The organism is Psychrobacillus sp. Z3-81 (assembly GCF_056620325.1).
On sequence record NZ_JBWQPU010000003.1, the window covers coordinates 49,759 to 66,901 of the forward strand.

17 protein-coding genes are annotated in these 17,143 nt (G+C 40.5%); 11 read left to right on the plus strand and 6 right to left on the minus strand.

The features are described from left to right. The first annotated feature begins 64 nt into the window (after positions 1-64). From AC1ECF_RS04275 to AC1ECF_RS04290, 4 genes are all read left to right on the plus strand, one after another. On the plus strand, positions 65-373 hold the full coding sequence (locus AC1ECF_RS04275) for a hypothetical protein (protein WP_480388164.1): 309 nt from the start codon (positions 65-67) through the stop codon (positions 371-373). 115 nt (positions 374-488) lie between these two features. Next, complete coding sequence (locus AC1ECF_RS04280; RefSeq protein WP_480388165.1) at positions 489-968, plus strand: class I SAM-dependent methyltransferase; 480 nt, start codon at positions 489-491, stop codon at positions 966-968. Between the two features lie 25 nt (positions 969-993). Beyond that, a complete protein-coding gene (locus AC1ECF_RS04285) occupies positions 994-1,401 on the plus strand; it encodes a hypothetical protein (protein ID WP_480388166.1) in 408 nt (135 codons plus the stop codon). A 77-nt stretch (positions 1,402-1,478) separates the two neighbouring features. Then, a complete protein-coding gene (locus AC1ECF_RS04290) occupies positions 1,479-2,192 on the plus strand; it encodes a CPBP family intramembrane glutamic endopeptidase (RefSeq protein ID WP_480388167.1) in 714 nt (237 codons plus the stop codon). 292 nt (positions 2,193-2,484) lie between these two features. Here the strand turns inward: AC1ECF_RS04290 and AC1ECF_RS04295 are convergent, their stop codons facing one another. Both AC1ECF_RS04295 and AC1ECF_RS04300 read right to left on the minus strand, forming a co-directional pair. Continuing rightward, positions 2,485-3,828: a TldD/PmbA family protein gene (locus tag AC1ECF_RS04295; protein ID WP_480388168.1), complete on the minus strand. Its 1,344-nt coding sequence runs from the start codon at positions 3,826-3,828 to the stop codon at positions 2,485-2,487. Then, positions 3,828-5,219 (minus strand): TldD/PmbA family protein, encoded by a 1,392-nt coding sequence (locus AC1ECF_RS04300; RefSeq protein WP_480388169.1) that lies wholly within the window; start codon positions 5,217-5,219, stop codon positions 3,828-3,830. The genes AC1ECF_RS04295 and AC1ECF_RS04300 overlap by 1 nt, the downstream gene beginning before the upstream one ends. 198 nt (positions 5,220-5,417) lie before the next feature. Here AC1ECF_RS04300 and AC1ECF_RS04305 point away from each other — a divergent pair, with 198 nt between their 5' ends. Beyond that, positions 5,418-5,876, plus strand: coding sequence for a phosphate-starvation-inducible protein PsiE (locus tag AC1ECF_RS04305; protein WP_480388170.1), 459 nt, complete (start codon positions 5,418-5,420; stop codon positions 5,874-5,876). Positions 5,877-5,963: 87 nt separating this feature from the next. On the opposite strand, the gene AC1ECF_RS04310 is transcribed toward AC1ECF_RS04305, so the two are convergent. Further along, positions 5,964-7,649 (minus strand): transglutaminase domain-containing protein, encoded by a 1,686-nt coding sequence (locus tag AC1ECF_RS04310; protein ID WP_480388171.1) that lies wholly within the window; start codon positions 7,647-7,649, stop codon positions 5,964-5,966. A gap of 533 nt (positions 7,650-8,182) precedes the next feature. On the opposite strand from AC1ECF_RS04310, the gene AC1ECF_RS04315 reads away from it, so the two are divergent. The 6 genes from AC1ECF_RS04315 to AC1ECF_RS04340 all read left to right on the plus strand — a co-directional run bounded on the left by AC1ECF_RS04315 (position 8,183) and on the right by AC1ECF_RS04340 (position 13,631). Further along, positions 8,183-9,019 carry an alpha/beta fold hydrolase gene (locus AC1ECF_RS04315; RefSeq protein ID WP_480388172.1) on the plus strand — a complete coding sequence of 279 codons (837 nt, stop codon included), beginning with the start codon at positions 8,183-8,185 and terminating at the stop codon, positions 9,017-9,019. Next, positions 9,016-9,954: a Gfo/Idh/MocA family protein gene (locus AC1ECF_RS04320; protein ID WP_480388173.1), complete on the plus strand. Its 939-nt coding sequence runs from the start codon at positions 9,016-9,018 to the stop codon at positions 9,952-9,954. The genes AC1ECF_RS04315 and AC1ECF_RS04320 overlap by 4 nt, the downstream gene beginning before the upstream one ends. A 239-nt stretch (positions 9,955-10,193) precedes the next feature. Further along, positions 10,194-11,459: an ammonium transporter gene (locus AC1ECF_RS04325; protein ID WP_480388174.1), complete on the plus strand. Its 1,266-nt coding sequence runs from the start codon at positions 10,194-10,196 to the stop codon at positions 11,457-11,459. Positions 11,460-11,514: 55 nt separating this feature from the next. After that, entirely contained in the window at positions 11,515-12,480 is a 966-nt protein-coding gene (locus AC1ECF_RS04330) for a DUF294 nucleotidyltransferase-like domain-containing protein (RefSeq protein ID WP_480388175.1), read from the plus strand. After that, positions 12,470-13,189 carry an exonuclease domain-containing protein gene (locus AC1ECF_RS04335; protein ID WP_480388176.1) on the plus strand — a complete coding sequence of 240 codons (720 nt, stop codon included), beginning with the start codon at positions 12,470-12,472 and terminating at the stop codon, positions 13,187-13,189. The genes AC1ECF_RS04330 and AC1ECF_RS04335 overlap by 11 nt, the downstream gene beginning before the upstream one ends. Before the next feature lie 178 nt (positions 13,190-13,367). After that, a complete protein-coding gene (locus AC1ECF_RS04340) occupies positions 13,368-13,631 on the plus strand; it encodes a hypothetical protein (protein WP_480388177.1) in 264 nt (87 codons plus the stop codon). 160 nt (positions 13,632-13,791) lie between these two features. On the opposite strand, the gene rraA is transcribed toward AC1ECF_RS04340, so the two are convergent. The 3 genes from rraA to AC1ECF_RS04355 all read right to left on the minus strand — a co-directional run bounded on the left by rraA (position 13,792) and on the right by AC1ECF_RS04355 (position 16,731). Then, the gene (gene rraA, locus AC1ECF_RS04345) at positions 13,792-14,280 is read right to left on the minus strand and encodes a ribonuclease E activity regulator RraA (protein ID WP_480388178.1); all 489 of its coding nucleotides are present in this window, start codon (positions 14,278-14,280) and stop codon (positions 13,792-13,794) included. A 70-nt stretch (positions 14,281-14,350) separates the two neighbouring features. Continuing rightward, a complete protein-coding gene (locus AC1ECF_RS04350) occupies positions 14,351-16,234 on the minus strand; it encodes a M28 family metallopeptidase (RefSeq protein WP_480388179.1) in 1,884 nt (627 codons plus the stop codon). A 62-nt stretch (positions 16,235-16,296) separates the two neighbouring features. Beyond that, complete coding sequence (locus tag AC1ECF_RS04355; protein WP_480388180.1) at positions 16,297-16,731, minus strand: hypothetical protein; 435 nt, start codon at positions 16,729-16,731, stop codon at positions 16,297-16,299. Positions 16,732-17,143 lie beyond the last annotated feature (412 nt).

Below are 17,143 nucleotides of genomic sequence, written 5' to 3' on the forward strand. Positions count from 1 at the left end.
TAGATACAGACATCAATAGTTTCTTGTGGTATATTTAATAAAAATGAGTAAAAGGATGTTGTGTATGTCTACTCCACGAATTTTAAAATGGATCACTGGGTCCTTTGAAGTAGTTTTAGGAATTCCAATCCTTGGAGCGATCGTTATTGTAGGTTTCTCATGGGTACCTCTTATGATTATGTTAGCTCTTCATATAACCACTCTTGTGATAACAAAGAAAGAAGGCGGCTCTGTTACAGGAAGTATACTGGGAATTATCGCTTCATGTTTAGGCATCATCCCAATCGTAGGCTGGGCAATGCATGTCGTAACTGCGATTGTTCTTATGTTAGATGCTGCAAAGCCCGAGCGAGTTTCAAGAGAATATATCTAAAAACTATTAACTGTAGGAGCTCATATGAGTTTTTACAGTTTTTTCTTTTGGAGGAGTTACACAAAAGGTATGATAAGAGAAGTGGCAAAATTTTCATGTAACTAGGAGGGGAAGTATGAACGAACATTTTACTTCAAAAGAAGCAATAAAAAGATGGGATGCATTTGCGGACCAATATTCTCAAAATCACGGAGCAGATGGAGATTTACATAAGGAAGTATTGCTAAATCCCACATTACTTGAATTACTAGGGGAAGTACGAGGAAAGAAAGTGTTAGATGCAGGGTGCGGGGAAGGGTACCTAAGCAGGAAGCTGGCAATCTTAGGAGCAAATGTGACAGCGGTCGATTCTTCACCAAGAATGCTTGAAATTGCAAAGGAAAGAACATCTGTCGACTTATCCATCGTATATTCTTACGGTAATTGTGAGGATTTACATGATTTTGAAGATGAGAGCTTTGACATCATTATTTCTAATATGGTTATTCATGACCTTGCGAATTATGAACAAGCATTTGCTGAAATGTACAGATTATTGGGAAATGGAGGGACTTTCGTCTTTTCCATTCTACATCCTTGTTTTATCCCGCATTAAGGGACAGTAAGACTCCCACTTCAAGATGGCAAAAGAAAGGAGACAGCTAAGTGGGAGATTAACTGTCCCTAAAAGCCCGATTGGTTCAACTAATGATTGGTGGGGGATGAAAGAACCCCCCCACCAATCAAAGTTTCACTTTATTACACCGAACAGCGGATGGGAAAGGTCCTCAACTGGAGAAAAGCTACATTGGAATGTCGATAAGTATTTCCATGAGGGTGCATACGAGCAGCCTGGCTTAGGAGATAAAAAGAGGATGTTATTTTTTCATAGGACGCTAACGAGCTATATAAACACGCTTCTTAAAACCGGCTTTGTACTAGAGGGCTTGGTAGAGCCGAAACCATCAGAAGAGATGATCAGAAAATATCCATCTTTTCGAGAGGATGATAGATGTGTAGATTTTATCATCTTTCAGGTAAAAAAATAAATTCATGATATGTAGGAATCTTCCTTCCTAGTTACACCATATGCTTATAGAATCGAAGCAAAAGATGGGAGTGGGGAATGGAATCTATCAAGCGGTGGAACGAGGATGGATATGTCCGTGTTAGTATCCTGTATGCTGTCTACATGATGATATCTCTTATGGCTACAGCAGTATGTTACTTGTTCTTGGAAAATGTTTATACTATTTTCCTATTTTCTAGCCTTCCTGTATTCTTGTGGATTGTTGGCTATTTAATAGGGAAGCGGGAGTGGAGGGCCTTTGGCTTTCATTTGTCCATCTCGAATCGGGATCTCTTTTTGTACATGCTCCTTTTAGGGTTGCTGGTGCTTGTAGGATGGGCTGGTTTCTATGCGTTAGATGGAGAAATGCTGATTTTTTATGGGCTATATGCATTACTTACGGGTATCATCCAGGAAACTTTCTTTCGCTCCATATTGCTAAATAGTTTGAAAGAAAAGGGAAGGGCGGCTGCTATTATAGTCTCTAGCTTCCTGTATACCTTTGTGCTGTGGTTTCAATTTTGGGGAGGACAAGGCTTTTATCCAGTGTTCCAGCTGGTGCTACTGTCTTTTCTTTTCGCTGTTGCAATGGCGCAGGTGTATCTATTGACGAAAAATATTTTGCCGTTAATCATGTTTCACTGCTTTTTTAGCTACTTTCAATTTATCTCAAAGGAAATGAGTATCATTTTAACAGTTGTGTATGTCGTTTATTTAGTAGGGCTGAATGTATTTTATAGTATTTTATTAAAAAAGGAGAAGCTCGCTTGAAGCTGAGTTTCTCCTTTTCTTTATTTTGCTTCCGCTTGCGGATTTGCTTCTTATGAAGCCTAGAGCATACTAGACAGTGTCATAGGTAATGGCCCCTTTTTGCATGCGAAAAGGGGTGACATTTTCCAATGATTATCCAATATAAGCGGTCCCGGGTATGATACGTGCGTCTGCGAATCGGTTACTTGCGGTTCCCGAGGATTTACTTGCGAAAGTCAATACCTTTAGGTGGAATTACCCCCTATACTTCATATGGCTAGCCTCTATGTATAGAAGCTAGCCATATGCGTAATTAATCTACCGTTACTGATAATCCTTCTACTAAAAGGGAAGGGGAGCCTACTCCATAAAAAGAAAATTCAAGGTCGGAGGCGGTAGCCTTCACGTTTTTCATGTAGTCATAGAAGTTTCCAGCAATCGTCATTTGTTTGATTGGAAAGCTGATTTTTCCGTTCTCGATATAGAAGCCTGTTGCAGCAACAGAGAAATTACCTGAAATTGTATTTGTACCGGAATGTAAGCCGGACAAGTCTGTGATTAGGACACCGTTGTTCACTTCCTGTAGTAGCTGTTCGAGTGATTTTTCACTAGGAGCTACATAGAGGTTATGAGGGGCAATACCCAATGTACTTTTAAAGGAAGGCTTTTGCGCATGACCAGTTGTCTCACAGCCTTCTACCTTTGCTGTTTTTCGATTATGGAAAAGCAATTGCAGCTTTCCGTTTTCAATCACGGCGTGCTTTTTCGTTGCAACACCCTCTCCGTCAAAGGTAGCCCCACCGAAAGCTAGCGGATGGAATGGGTCGTCTATCAAGGTGAATGCTTCTGAAGCGATAACCTCTCCAACTTTCCCTTTCAGCTGAGATTGATCCTTTTGCGTGTTTTCTGCGGAAAAGATTTCACTAAACACTGCTACTAGGGAAGCAGAAGCATTCTTTCGCATAATGATTGGATACTTGCCTGATGGGACAGATTTCTCTCCTAAATAGGAAAGTGCCTCTTCTGCGACCTCTTGTGCTATCTTATCTGCATCTAACACACTGATATCACGAGATAGCTTAACCACACTCCCGGTTTTTGTTTCCTCTCCGTCTCTTACAACGGCAGAAATATGCAGACCAATTCCGTTCGATTTATCGTCTAAAGATAGTCCTTTGCTATTGGCCAGCTGGCGTTCCTGTGAAATGCTTTGGAACATACAATAATCTAAGGTGATGATTCTTGGATCGTATGTGAGAATATTTTTTTCTACTTTTTTTAGAAAATCAATATAAGTTGGGATATCTATTTTCTCTAGCTCCTCATTGACATAGGAGTGTGTCGTATAGCTGCTACTTCCTTCGAAAATATCGGTTCCATCATCCTCATCCAATACCTCGGCGTTTGCCTTTGCCTGTTCAATTAAGTAACTAACTGACTCCTCATCTAGTTTCTCGGTATAGGAATATCCCATCTTTCCATTGTACAAGCCACGAAACCCAAGTCCTGCCTCTTCAGAGGTTTCATAGTGATCAATTTCCCCTTCAAAAATACTACTTCTAAAAAGCTCTGCTTTCTGGTAATAAACCTCAGCCTCTGAGAAGCCAGCCTCTTTAGCCTTAGTCAAAAGCTCCTCTTGATAAGTAGCTATATTCATCATGCTTCCCCCTTTGTTCCGCCTACGGTGATTTCACTTACTCGAATCATCGGCTGTCCAACGTTCACTGGCAGACTTCCACTGATGGATCCACACATTCCTGCACCGTGCCCCAAGTTATTTCCTACACGGTCAACCAGTTGCAGTGTTTTCGCTCCGTTACCAATGAGAGTAGCCCCTCGAACAGGACGGTCTATCTTTCCGTTTTTCACGATGTATGCTTCCATCACAGCAAAATTGTAATCTGCAGTGGAAGGATTTACTTGCCCACCGCCCATATATTTCGCATAGATTCCATACTCTGTGTCGGCGATAATATCCTCTGGTTTGGATTGCCCTGGAGCAATGTATGTGTTTGTCATCCGGGAGGTAGGGTTGAATCGATAGGACTGTCTGCGAGAAGAACCAGTTGGCTCCGCGTTCATCCGTCGAGCATTGAATTTATCTATTAGGTAACCCTTTAAGATTCCATTTTCAATTAACACATTTTTGCGAGTTTTTTCTCCTTCATCGTCTATATTGAGGGAGCCCCATTCATTTGGTAGGGTACCGTCATCAATATAGGTGACAATATCTGGAGCGACCTTTTCTCCGATTTTATTCGCAAAGACAGAATTATTTTTAGCTACAGAGGTTGCCTCTAATCCATGTCCACATGCTTCGTGGAAGATTACTCCACCAAATTCATTGTCAATGATGACTGGGAACTTACCACTTGGACATTCATCAGCACCTAACATCGTTACGGCAATTCTAGAGGCTTCTCCGGCGTAGTGGTTAAGATCAAGTGTTTCCGTGAATTCAAAGCCAGCATGAGCACCTGGGCCATAAAAACCGGTTTGCATTTCGTTCCCGTCAGATGCAGTAGATTGAATGGTAAGTCTGCTATAAACCCTCGTGTCCTCTACAAATTTCCCTTCTGAGTTGGCAATTAACACATGCTGCTCCATATCTAGATAGCCTACTCCTACCTGACGGATCAGGGAGTTATATTCTCTTGCAATAGAATCAGCTTTTCGCATCACATCTACTTTTCTAGCATGAGATACGGAGCGTGGCATTTGCCCAATCGTATGGATAGGCGTGATTAAATCTTGTTTGAACGGATGGATAATGCCACTAGCACCGCCTTTGATTGCTTGGGCAGCTTTGAGTGCAGCCTTTATTAAACCTTCCTCTGTAAAATCATTGGTGTACGTGTAAACGCTTTGCAGTCCGGAGAAAATTCGTATGCCTATCCCGAAGTCTCTACCAGAGTTGCTTTTCTCTATTTTTCCACTTTGTAATTCCAGACGGTTGTTATATTTATCTTCTATAAACACCTCTGAAAAGTCGCCGCCAGTGGAAAGAGCGGCCTCTAACACATTCTCTATAATGGATTGTTTAATCATTTTCTTTCCCCCTTTAATAGAATTATAGCTCAAAAGTAGTGTGAATAAATATTATTTTTAGATAATTAGAATAATAAACAACAAGAAAACGTTTTCACAGAAAATTTCGAATTTTAACGGTAAATCATTGGATTTTTAAGAAGTAATTAGCATATAATTGTTTCTTAATATTATCTTTCAATAGAAATGGGGGATTAAATGAAGGAATTAACAAATCGAAAAGTACTTGTATTGTCTGTGATACCAAAGATATTTCAGCATGTATTGAATGTTTGCCTAATTCTCCTAGCAATGATCTTATCCTTCCTCTTAGTCAGAGAACTCGTTGAATGTGTCCATATTCTTTTGGATGGTAGCAGGGACTATAAGAAGTTCCTTGCGAATATCCTTCTCTTCTTTTTATACTTTGAATTCATCACCATGATTGTGAAATATTTTAAAGAGGATTACCATTTCCCGATGCGCTACTTCTTGTATATCGGCATCACGGCCATGATTAGACAAATTATTGTGGAGCATGAAGAACCTCTAGATACTCTGTTAAATTCTGTTGTCATTTTAATTTTAATCGTCGGGTATTTCATCATGAATTACACGCCTCTTGAAAGACCGAACAAACCAGCCCTTGGGAGATTTGAGAAGAGGGAAGCTAGCTAGATTTCGAAATAAAAAAGTACTTACGAGCTTGAACGTAAGTACTTTTTTTTATCCTATAGGATATACTTCTAACAGTGCACCTATTTCTCAATAGGTAATGCCGGTTCTAGTGTGTGTTTTTTCAAAATCTGCTTTAGAAGGGTCAAAGTATTTGTCGGTATAGCTAGCTGTGAAGTGGTTATTTTGCACGTATCCGGCACCCCAAGTTGGATCCATTGTAATCCAACTGCCATCTACCAATGCTTCTACCCATGCATGTCGATCAGGAGCAAAGCCCTCAATTAATCTTGCTTCTATTCCACCTGCTCGTAAGAGTGCGATTGTTAGGTAGGCATAGTCCTGACAAACACCTGTTTTTAATTCTAATGTTTTCAAAGAGCTATCGTCCCATTGGAAGTCGTTTGTATTTAGCTTTCCTACATCATAGGAAACATTTTTTGCAACGTAATCATAGATAGCCTTGGCCTTGTCGAGGTCCGATTCTTTGCTTTTCGTAAGGCTATTTGATAAATCTATTATTTCTGGAGCAGTTGATTGAATCCCTCTCGAAGGTAATAAATTTCTTTTATCCACGGTGCCAACAGATTCTACTTCAAATCTAGCAACTTCATGAAATTGATAGTAATTGCTTTTTTCGTATGTGATAATCGGAACATGAATCGTTACTTGATAGGTACCCTCACCGAAGCGCAGGTGAAAGGAATCGTCAAATTTATAATCTTTAACAGGAATGACCTCTAAAGCTCTGTCTTCTCCCTTTTTTGTTTCCACATAAAGATGTGTGGTGTCTTGTGCAAATGCCGCTGAATTATCAATCGTCCCATCTATGGAATAAGTATATTCTGCTTCCTCTCCTCCATATAAGGGAGAAAGGAGGTTGATTCCGCGCTCTGTGTAAACAGTAGAATACTCAACAGGCTCTTTTATTTCAGGGGAAAGATTATCAATTAGTATAGTTGTGGCGGTTTGGTAATAATTTTCTTTTGTTTCATCAGGCACCATTACTTCGAGCGTATGAATTCCTTCTCCGTAATAAAGCGGGACCTCATATGAGAATTGTCCATCCTTTACTGGGATTACTGTATTCCAGCTAGCTCCTTCTTTATTTAAGCGAATCATGAGCAGGGAGACATCGGAAAAATGATCAATTTGCCCTTCTAACTGGTAAATTCCATCTCTCCTTACATACCCTTCATCTGTGGAAAAGGTTAAGCCAATCTGAAGACCGAAAGGGTTGATTGCAATGTCTCTTTGTAATTCTGGGTTCACATTTTCTACTTTAAAAGAAGCGGCGTCATAGAAGTAGTTTTCTTGATCCGTACTCGGAAGCATCAATTCGATTTCGTATGTTCCTTCTCCGTTAAAAAAGTGAATAGTTTCCTGAAATTCTCCGTTCTTTATGGGAACAAAGTATTCCATTTGATTGCCCGCAGGCTCCTGTTTACTAGACTGCACGACAACCCAAATATATGGCGAAACATAATCACTGTTTACCATTGTACCGTGAAGCTCGATACTCCCATTCGCCGCGAAATGTGCAAAGGCTGGCTGGTTTATTGTTAGTCCCATTTCCTCTCCGTATGAGGAGATAGCGACCGGGGTTTGCGGAATGTCACTGTTTTTCTCTTCCACTAGTGTTGCGTACTTATCGACCTGTTCTTTTTCCTTCGCCGTTTCAATTTTGGCCTCTGACTTTAACGTATTGGTTGTCTGTTGATTGCATGCAACGAGAATAAATAAGGAAATCAACAGAATGACGATTTTTTTATTCACATAAACACCCCTTTAACTTTTATCATTAAAGATTTCTTATCAAATTGTTATGTAGGATTTGCAGATACATCAGCTTTCTAGTTTACGAGGATAGATGGAGTAGGTTTCATGAATTTTGAAAAATTCTTCCATATGAGTAGGTGAATAAATGTTGATTTTTGGAGTTATTATAAAAAATAGTAATAAAGACTCTTGAAAATTCAGATAATTTTATTGGTATATTTTTCTTTACGAAAATAGTCACAGTTTATATGATAATTTTATGTTATTGTTTAGATACGGAAATAGCAAAGCAATTGTAACTGTGGTTGGTTAGCCATTGCGATCATTTCCGAAAAGAGCATCTACCGTATGGTAGGTGCTTTTTTAATTTGAAAGTATGTTTGGAAAAGTCATGAGCCGAGCGTTCATGGCTTTTTTGTTTTCTGTTTTGCCCCTATTCTTAAAAACGCTTTTAATTGTCGAAAGATTTTAAAATAAATATTATTAAAATATTCGTTTTGATATACTGAAAAATAGAGGAGGGGTTGTTGGTGAAAGTCTATATGGAGGAATTTGGTGATGAATCTAACCCTACTATCGTCTGTTTTCATGGACTAGGTGGTAGTGGTCGTTATACTTATTCGGAAATCATTCCGATGCTTGAGCAAGATTTTCACTTGCTTGTTTTTGATAGTCCTGGGCATGGTCAGACGCCTGCATTCAAGGAAGAATCAGACTATTTGTTCTCTCGTTTGTCTAGTTGGTATCAGACGATTCTGAAAGATGTGAAGGGTTCATTTTATCTGCTTGGCCACTCTTGGGGTGCGGATCTGGCGCTTCATTACGCAAAGGACTTTCCTGAGAAGGTCTTGGGGGTAATTTTGTTGGATGGTGCTTTTACATTTCCTTCGTTTCAGTCAGATTTGATGTTGGAGCGGGCGTTATCCATGTGGGATCGGTATATAGATGAAACAGCTTCGACTAGCTGGGGGCAAGTGCTAGAGGAGTACAAGGGATATACCCATAAATGGGATGCTTCGAAAGAGGGATATGTTCGGCAGATATACCGGGAGGAAGATGGGGTATATCGCCTGGTAGCTACGAAGCATACCGCTTTAGCGATCGTGAAGGCATTTTTTCAAGAGCCTTTTACAGAGGTTTATCCTTTCGTAGAGGTTCCGGTTCTTTTAGTTTCTGCATCGTTACCGGCAGAAATGGAGGATGCGCGGAGAAAAGCAACCCGTTTTATAAAGAGTGTTGCGGACGTTGATATTGTTCGGATCGAATGGGCGGGACATATGCTGACATGGGATGAGCCGGAGAAAATATCTGAGGTAGTTGGTGGTTGGATTAATGCTGTTATACATAAGAAAAGGGGATCTAAATGAAGGAAATTAAATTTGGGCTCATTGGAACAGGGGTTGTCGGGGAGAGGATTATTAATCAAATCCTAAAGAACTCGGAAGCGGAGATAACGGCCGTTTATGATGAGAATAAAAGCAGATTAAAAGAAATCTCCACAAAGTATGGCTTGGAGATGGCAGGAACAGTCGAGGAGCTGTTGGACGCCAAACCAGACTGGGTTTATATCGGTACTCCGCCTGTTAGTCATGCTCCTTTGGCAGAAATGATTGCCGAGAGAGGAATTCGTATACTTTCAGAAAAGCCTTTGGCGCATGATTATTCATCAGGGGAACGGATGGTAAGGGTATCTAAGGAAGCAGGTGTGCAAACTGCCATGCATTTTCCTTTGATGTATAGTCCGGTTGTCCATGAATTGAAACGAGCGGTTGAACAAAAGGAGCTTGGAAACATCGTTCGGGTAGAGCTGCATACATACTTTCCGCATTGGCCTAGAAAGTGGCAACGAAATCCTTGGATAGGCTCTCGGGAGCAGGGGGGCTTCATACGAGAGGTTTTCCCACATTATTTGCAGCTAGCGTATCATTTGTTCGGGGAACTGGACATTGTTTCTCATTCTACTGAGTATCCGATGGATGAATCGCTCTGTGAAACAGGTGTGATGGCGATTGGGAGGACTAGTAGCGGTATTCCGCTATTCTTGAATGGCTTGTCGGGTATTGGGCAAGAAGAGAAGCTGGAGTTTAGGGTGCTTGGAACGGAAAAAGCGATGGTCTTGCGGAACTGGTCTGAGCTCTGGGTTAGTGAAATGGACATGGAGGAGAAGAGGCTAGAGGTTAGTGGTGACGTGGCGAGCCTCATGCAAGCTTGTAGTGACACGGTTAGGGGAAGAAAGGCGTTAACTGTTAGCTTTGAAGAGGGCTTGCTTGTCCAAGGGTGGATTGACGGGCTGTTGAAATAAATAGTAGGAAAACTGAGTCGAAGGAAGGGGTTTATCCCTTTTCATCGGCTTTTTGTATGTCCAAATAGCTAGGGATAATAAAGTTCGTGTAATGTACCCTGACACAATAGGAGAAAAATTCAGAAAATACTGTTGACTTATTTTTAATGGTGTGTAAAATAAAAATATAACTTATGTTACATTTCCTGACATCATTGAGAGATGAAACATAACATACAAGAAAAAGGGAGGAATACAGGATGGATGTAAATTATTTAATGGACAGTATGTGGACCATGGTTGCTGCAATTTTAGTTATTTTTATGATTGGTGGATTTATACTTTTAGAAGCTGGTTCAACAAGAATGAAAAATGCTGGCCATGTTGCTGGTAAGACAATTTTCACCTTTGGCTTGGCTGCTTTAGTTTTTTGGGCAGTGGGCTATGCCTTTATCTTCGGAGGTAATGCAAACTTTTTTGTAGGAATGACTGATTTCTTTTATTCCGGAGCAATCGCTGAAGGGGACTCCTTGGCAACTCCTGTATTCTTTGTTTTCCAATTAGCATTCGCTGGTATTGCGATTACCATCGCATTAGGGGGATTTGCGGAACGTGCAAAGCTATCCGCTTATGTAGTATTTACGGTTTTATTTGGAATTGCTGTGTATCCGGTTATCGCACACTGGGTTTGGGGCGGTGGCTGGTTAAGTGAACACGGCAAGCAGGACTTTGCTGGTTCTACGGTAGTGCATTTAACTGGAGCGATGGCAGCATTAGCGGCAACATTAATCTTAAAGCCTCGTATCGGAAAATATAATAAAGACGGCTCTGCCAATAATCTCGCTGGTCATAACCAAGTGTACACTGCTTTAGGAGTTTTGATCCTATGGGTAGGCTGGTTCGGATTTAACGCAGGTAGTACTATTTCTGTAGAAGGTGCGTTCTTTGGTTTCGTTGCATTAAACACAATGCTGGCTGCTGGAGCAGGAGCGGTTGCTGCAACATTTATCTCGTGGGTTGCATTAGGGAAATCCGATATCCCAACGATCTTAAACGGAGCGTTAGCAGGTCTTGTTGCCATCACGGCATCCTGTGCTTTCGTTGAAACGTGGGCTTCTGTAGTAATCGGCTTGGTTGCCGGCGTACTAGTATTCTATAGTGCTAGATTCTTCGAGAAAAGAAAAATTGATGACCCAATCTTTGCTTTATCCGTTCACGGTGCTGCCGGGGTTTGGGGAACTTTATCAACTGGATTCTTTGCGACACCAGAATTAGCAACGACGGGAAAAGCAGGTTTACTATATGGTGGTGGATTTGATCAGCTGCTAGTACAGTTAATGGGTGTTGTAGCTTGTGGAGCTTTCGCGTTTGCTGTATCCTATGTTATCCTTTTTATAATGAAAAAAGTAATGGGCGGTATCCGAGTTTCAGAGGAAGAAGAAATCATGGGTCTAGATATGAGCGAGCATGGTGGATACGGATATCCAGAACAAATGATTTTAGAGGAAGCTCCTTCAAAATCATAATACTACAGAAAAAGCCTCTTCTTGTAAGAGGCTTTTTGTATAAAGGGAGGATCATGTGAAATCGTACGGGGAAATAAAAGAGTGGAAGGAAAGAAATATTTACGACAAGCGAGACGTCATCTCTCTGAATCGATTTCATGATGAAGTGATGGGAGAGGTGATGAAGCTTGCTCAGGAGAAGGTGGGGGAGCCGCCATGCTCCTATGTTTGGTTCATCACAGGAAGTGGCGGAAGATTCGAGCAGGGCTTTATTAGTGATCAAGACCATGGGATGGTTTATGAAAACGAGGATGAACAAACACGGGAATATTTTCGGCGTCTTGGAGAAGAGGTTTCTTTTGGTCTAGACCAGCTTGGCTATCCGTACTGCACTGGAAAAGTGATGAGCTCCAATCCGTTATGGTGCAAGTCGCAGTCTGAATGGAAGGAGCAGCTGAGATTTTGGATGGAGGATGGCAGTTTTGAATCCATTCGCTACCTGCAAATCTTTCTAGATGCAAGAGCACTTTGCGGGTCAGCTGGCTTTATTCACAACTTAAAAACGTTCCTATTTTATTATCAAAAAGAGCATCTATACTTGCTTAAAAGGTTCGTAGACAATGTGATGCATGTGAAGAGTGGTATCGGACCGCTTGGACAAATTCTAGTAGAGCAGTATGGGGAGCACCAAGGCTGTGTGAACTTGAAGTATGCAGCGTTTCTTCTTTATGTAAACGCGGTGCGGCTCCTAAGCTTGAAGGAGGGTGTGTATGAAACCTCTACGCTCTCTAGGATAAATAAATGTATGTCCATTGGAGGATATGAACGGCTGCTTCAAAATGCAGAGAAAAATTTCAGTGATCTGCTAGCTTTTCGGATGTCTCTTTTTCTGGGAGGCTCATATGAGGACACCCATTATGTAAACGTAGAAAAGCTGACACGAGATGAGAAGAAGGTTATGAAGCGCATTTTGAGGGATGGGAAGAAATTACACGATGAAGTAATTGCTATGTTGAAAAAGGGTGTTGCAGATGGGGTTTGAATCATTTTTCCATATACTAAGAGGTGTTCAAAGAAGAAAGACAGGCGCGGGAATCGGCGGTATCCAAAATGCGCAGCAAATTGCTTTCCTGCGGAATCTTCAAAAGGAAATTCATCAAGAGGACGCTCTCACCGTTCCGCTTAAGCGGTTGAAGGTGGTAGTCTTTGATATCGAAACAACTGGCTTCCATCCTGAAAAAGGCGATGGGATTCTTTCTCTTGGAGCAATCAAGATGCAAGGCTCTGAGGTATTGGAAGAAACCTTCTATTCCCTTGCCCGCTATGATGAACAGGTGCCTGTGGAAATTGAGCGGTTAACCGGAATCACTACAGAGATGGTTGCAAGTGCTCCCTTGTTTTCGGACGTCTTCATCAAGTTCATGGAATTTAAAGAGGATGCAACCCTAGTAGCCCATCATGCTATACATGAAAGAGCCTTTATGCAGCACGCAAGCATGACAATGTTTAAAACCCCCTTCAAGCATAGGATTGTGGATACTGCCTTTTTATTCAAAACGGTGGAACCGAATTTGTCGCTCACTACGTTAGATGAGTGGTGCTTACATAATCAAATGCCGATAGTCGAGCGCCACCATGCCTTAGGAGATGCCAAAATGACTGCAAAGCTGTGGGGAATGTACGTAGAGAGAGCGAGAGAGCTAGGCTGTGAAACGTTACGGGATGTATACGAGCGATATGCGAGGCTGTAGGAGGAGCTAATGGTGAGCTCTTCTTTTTTTGTGTGAATTGTGCAGTGTCCTTTTAATAGGTAGGGGACTTGGGAATGGATTGTAGCAAAACTGAGGTTGATTGTAGCAGAAATAGAGGTCATTGTAGCAAAAATAGCGATGATTGTAGCAAAAATTAGTTCGCAAAGCGTCCAAGGAATTGATTGTAGCAAAAATGAGATTGATTGTAGCAGAAATAGAAGTCATTGTAGCAAAAATAGCGATGATTGTAGCAAAAATAGCGATGATTGTAGCAAAAATAGTTCTAAAAAGCATCCTGAGAATTGATTGTAGCAAAAATGAGGTTGATTGTAGCAAAAATGGAGCTCATTGTAGCAAAAATAGTTCTAAAAAGCAACCGCAAGGCGGTTGCTTGAAAGTAAAAGCAATATTACTAATTTCTCTTTTGTATTATATAAAATAATTGAGTAATGATGATGCATACCCCGGTGAATATTACAAAAGCAAATCCTACCATCCATTTTTGATAGATTTCTAGGCTATTAAAGAACAAGAAGGGGATGGAAACCAATATGGCTCCCGAGAATAACAATAAAAGAAAAATGCTAAGGTATTTCTCCACGTCATTCTTCCTCTAATAAGTTACGTTTTGCAAGGACAAGTCCATCTTCGTCCACGTAAACATAATTACCTGGTGTCCAATTTACTCCCGAGAAATATAAGGGGATATCTCGCTCTCCGACTCTCTTTTTCTTGCTTTTTAATGGATTGCTACCCAATGCTAGAATTCCGATATCTAGCTTCGCTAAATCAACTGTATCTCGAACACAGCCATTAACTATAATGCCTGCAAGATTTCGGCTCGCTCCTATCTCGCCGAGTCGATCTCCAAGTAAGGCGCATTTCTGTGATTCTCCACCATCCACCACTAACACATTTCCAGCAGGGATTGAGCTAAGCGCTTCTTCTACTAAAACATTATCCTCAAACACCTTCACCGTGCTGATTGGTCCAAAAAAGCTTTGTTTCTTACCAAAAGAACGAAACTCGGAGCCGATCACCTGGATCTCACTTGAGTAGGTATCGCATAAATCAGTCGTCTTAAACGTCATGTTCTTCGCCTCCTGAATAGTTATACAACCATCTTATCAAATTATTCAGTTAATTTTAAGTGAAGAAGACTTACTCTTTGTTTTTTGTCTCATTAAGTTTGAGTAAAAATCTTACTGCCTGTTCTTGGTCGAAGCTGTTAATAAAAGCTGTGAACTCGTCCTTCGTAAAAGATTCATGTATTTGATTTGTCCCTATACTACTGCTATGAAGGAAGATAAAACGAGGTTCATCTTCGACTGTAAGGGATGAAAGGGCTAAGTTGTAAAGAGCGCCGTCTGCCTGCAGCTCCCAAGTTCCTATTTTTTCTGCAACCTCCGCAATTTCAATTTTTCCTTTTAAAAAGATAGTTAAATTATACTCACGTGTATCCTTCTGTAAGGATAGATTCATAGAAGCAAATTCATAGTCATCTGTTTTTAATTTACCTACCACTCCTTCTTCGGTAATCGTGCTTAATGAATTATAAAGCTCGTAATCTGACGGAGAAGCATAAACCTCCATATTTGTAAGTTGATAGTCTGCATTAGTGAAGACTTTTTGCATCTCCATAAACTCCTCTTCGGTAGCAGCTCTCTCTAACATAAATATCATGTGACCTTCCGCTTTCATATACTCTCCAAAGTTCATATTTTTCTTATATTTACTCTCATCGAAATCATCATTTAAATTGTTGTCTGTCACAGGCATTTCAAAGATTGTATCGTGATGCTTATTCACAAACGCTTGAACTAGCTCGATGGCTTGCTTCAATGGCTTACTATCTGTGTTTTCTGGAGTATCTTTTGGAGTGTGAATATGCTCGAATTTTTCTTGAGATATATTTATTGCTTGATAGCCAGATAATAAAAAGGATTTGTGATCGCTATTAAGTCCTGAATATTCTTCTATTGCACTGAGAGTACTAATTTTTTGGCTTTCGGCTATCTTGGATAGCAATTCATTTAGATTACCGCTACCTGATGTCTCTCCGACAAGGGATATTGAGCCTCCATCCTTCGCACCGATGCAGTCCAAATTAATGTTTGCAATCGTGTCATATTCATTTTGGAGATATTCAACAAAGCGCTGACTTCCAATTAGACCATTTTCCTCTGCATTGAATCCCACGAAGAGAATGTCAGAAGCATATGTTGTATTTTTTGAATCCTCTTTTAGAAGTTCTGCAAGATTGATCATCCCCGTTAAACCAGTGGCGTTATCTAAGCTGCCAGGGAACAGTGTTTTTCCTGACATCCCAACATGGTCAAAGTGAGCAGAAATGACAATAGCCTGCTTATTTCCGCTACCTTTAATTTTTCCGGCAACATTATATTCGGTCATAGGATTGAACATTTCGTTATACCAAGCCAGATGTACTTTTTCGATAGCCTCTTTATTCTCGGTTAGGTAGTCATACACTGGTTCTGTTATCTCAAACGTAGTTGCGTCTGGACTTGAAAAATGATTGACCGTTTTAAATATATTGTCAGTCTTAATAAGCTGTGCTCTGACATCTTCTATTATTGTTTCCTCCGTGACAATGATGCTGCCCTTACTTATTTCCTGGGTAATATCTTGTCCTTTTTCATAAAAATGGAGAGGAAGCTCTATATCGATTTCTTGTGAAACTCTATTGGACCATTCCGTTCCGTATTCAAATTCCTTTGTCTCTCCGTTTTTAAGGTGCACGATTAAATCTGCTTTCTTCACTCCTTTATAAAAGAAGTCAAATGGCACGAGGTAATCATTTTCCTGTAATGGCTCCAAGCCAATTTCTTTAAACTTCCTTGCTATTTCCTCTCTTGCTTCCTTATTTCCTGGTGTGCCGGCTTCTCTCCCTTGAAATTTTTCAGAAGACCAGTAGGCGATTTCTGTATCTAATTTCTCTAATGAAAATTCTAGATGCTTATCATTGCAAGCCGTGATGAGTAAACTTACAGCAATTAATAAACAAACCCTGAACAGTATTTTCATTGTTTCACCCCCTACGATCTATTTTACTGTATAAAATGAAATAATTGGAAAAAACTTCAGGATTATTTTGTCCGACGATTGGCTCGGTAAAAGTTATAGCCTAGTACGATTACTAGCACCCCACCGCCAACTTTTAATATTAGGTTGGAGATATAGCTACTATCATTTCCTTCATATTTCCCATTAAATACGGCTTTTCGATATATTCCCTTTTTAGTTTCTACTGCAATTGCTTCCTTTGTGCTGACTCCTGGGATGGAGAAATATTTAGTTCCTCTCTCATAAGCATTCGAGAAGTTCCCTCCGGATGAGTAATAATCCGAATATACAGTTACCCTGCCTATTCTTTTTTCTACCTCTGTTATCTCCTCATCCTCCACAACATACATGTTTCCTTTCCAAACAACAAAGGGGTAGGCCCAATCTGTTGCATAGGTTTTAATGGGGAAAATAAAACAAAAGCAGCAAAGTAGAAGTAGGGGAAGAGGGTATCGCATATAATTTCCTCCTAGTTTATTTTATAAGACTGAGTGGAGTGGGAAAAAGTTACAAATATGCGAGTGCCTTTTTGCGAGAGTAAATTCAGGCCAAGCGAGAGTAAAGTCTTCACGAACGAGAGTAAACCATCTATCTGAGAGTAAATGATCCCTATTCGAGAATAAATTGCGGCTAAGCGAGAATAAAGACTTACCGAACGAGAGTAAATGGCGCCCAACCGAGAGAAAGCCTATTTGATAGAAAGTGAGCTATCTTCTTCTAAGAGTAAATTTGGTCTATCCGAGAATAAAATCCCATCAAACGAGAGTAAATCGAGCCCAAACGAGAGAAAGCCAAAAAATAGTAGGAGCCACTAGTGGTAACCCCACTCAACCAAAAAATGCAGTCTCCCAAAGGAGACTGCATCACCAA

Bases quoted from the DNA above. Each gene is read 5' to 3' on its own strand.
- AC1ECF_RS04275 (WP_480388164.1), top strand. From the start codon at position 65: ATGTCTACTCCACGAATTTTAAAATGGATCACTGGGTCCTTTGAAGTA.
- AC1ECF_RS04280 (WP_480388165.1), top strand. From the start codon at position 489: ATGAACGAACATTTTACTTCAAAAGAAGCAATAAAAAGATGGGATGCA.
- AC1ECF_RS04285 (WP_480388166.1), top strand. From the start codon at position 994: ATGGCAAAAGAAAGGAGACAGCTAAGTGGGAGATTAACTGTCCCTAAA.
- AC1ECF_RS04290 (WP_480388167.1), top strand. From the start codon at position 1,479: ATGGAATCTATCAAGCGGTGGAACGAGGATGGATATGTCCGTGTTAGT.
- AC1ECF_RS04295 (WP_480388168.1), bottom strand. From the start codon at position 3,828: ATGAATATAGCTACTTATCAAGAGGAGCTTTTGACTAAGGCTAAAGAG.
- AC1ECF_RS04300 (WP_480388169.1), bottom strand. From the start codon at position 5,219: ATGATTAAACAATCCATTATAGAGAATGTGTTAGAGGCCGCTCTTTCC.
- AC1ECF_RS04305 (WP_480388170.1), top strand. From the start codon at position 5,418: ATGAAGGAATTAACAAATCGAAAAGTACTTGTATTGTCTGTGATACCA.
- AC1ECF_RS04320 (WP_480388173.1), top strand. From the start codon at position 9,016: ATGAAGGAAATTAAATTTGGGCTCATTGGAACAGGGGTTGTCGGGGAG.
- AC1ECF_RS04325 (WP_480388174.1), top strand. From the start codon at position 10,194: ATGGATGTAAATTATTTAATGGACAGTATGTGGACCATGGTTGCTGCA.
- AC1ECF_RS04335 (WP_480388176.1), top strand. From the start codon at position 12,470: ATGGGGTTTGAATCATTTTTCCATATACTAAGAGGTGTTCAAAGAAGA.
- rraA (WP_480388178.1), bottom strand. From the start codon at position 14,280: ATGACGTTTAAGACGACTGATTTATGCGATACCTACTCAAGTGAGATC.
- AC1ECF_RS04350 (WP_480388179.1), bottom strand. From the start codon at position 16,234: ATGAAAATACTGTTCAGGGTTTGTTTATTAATTGCTGTAAGTTTACTC.
- AC1ECF_RS04355 (WP_480388180.1), bottom strand. From the start codon at position 16,731: ATGCGATACCCTCTTCCCCTACTTCTACTTTGCTGCTTTTGTTTTATT.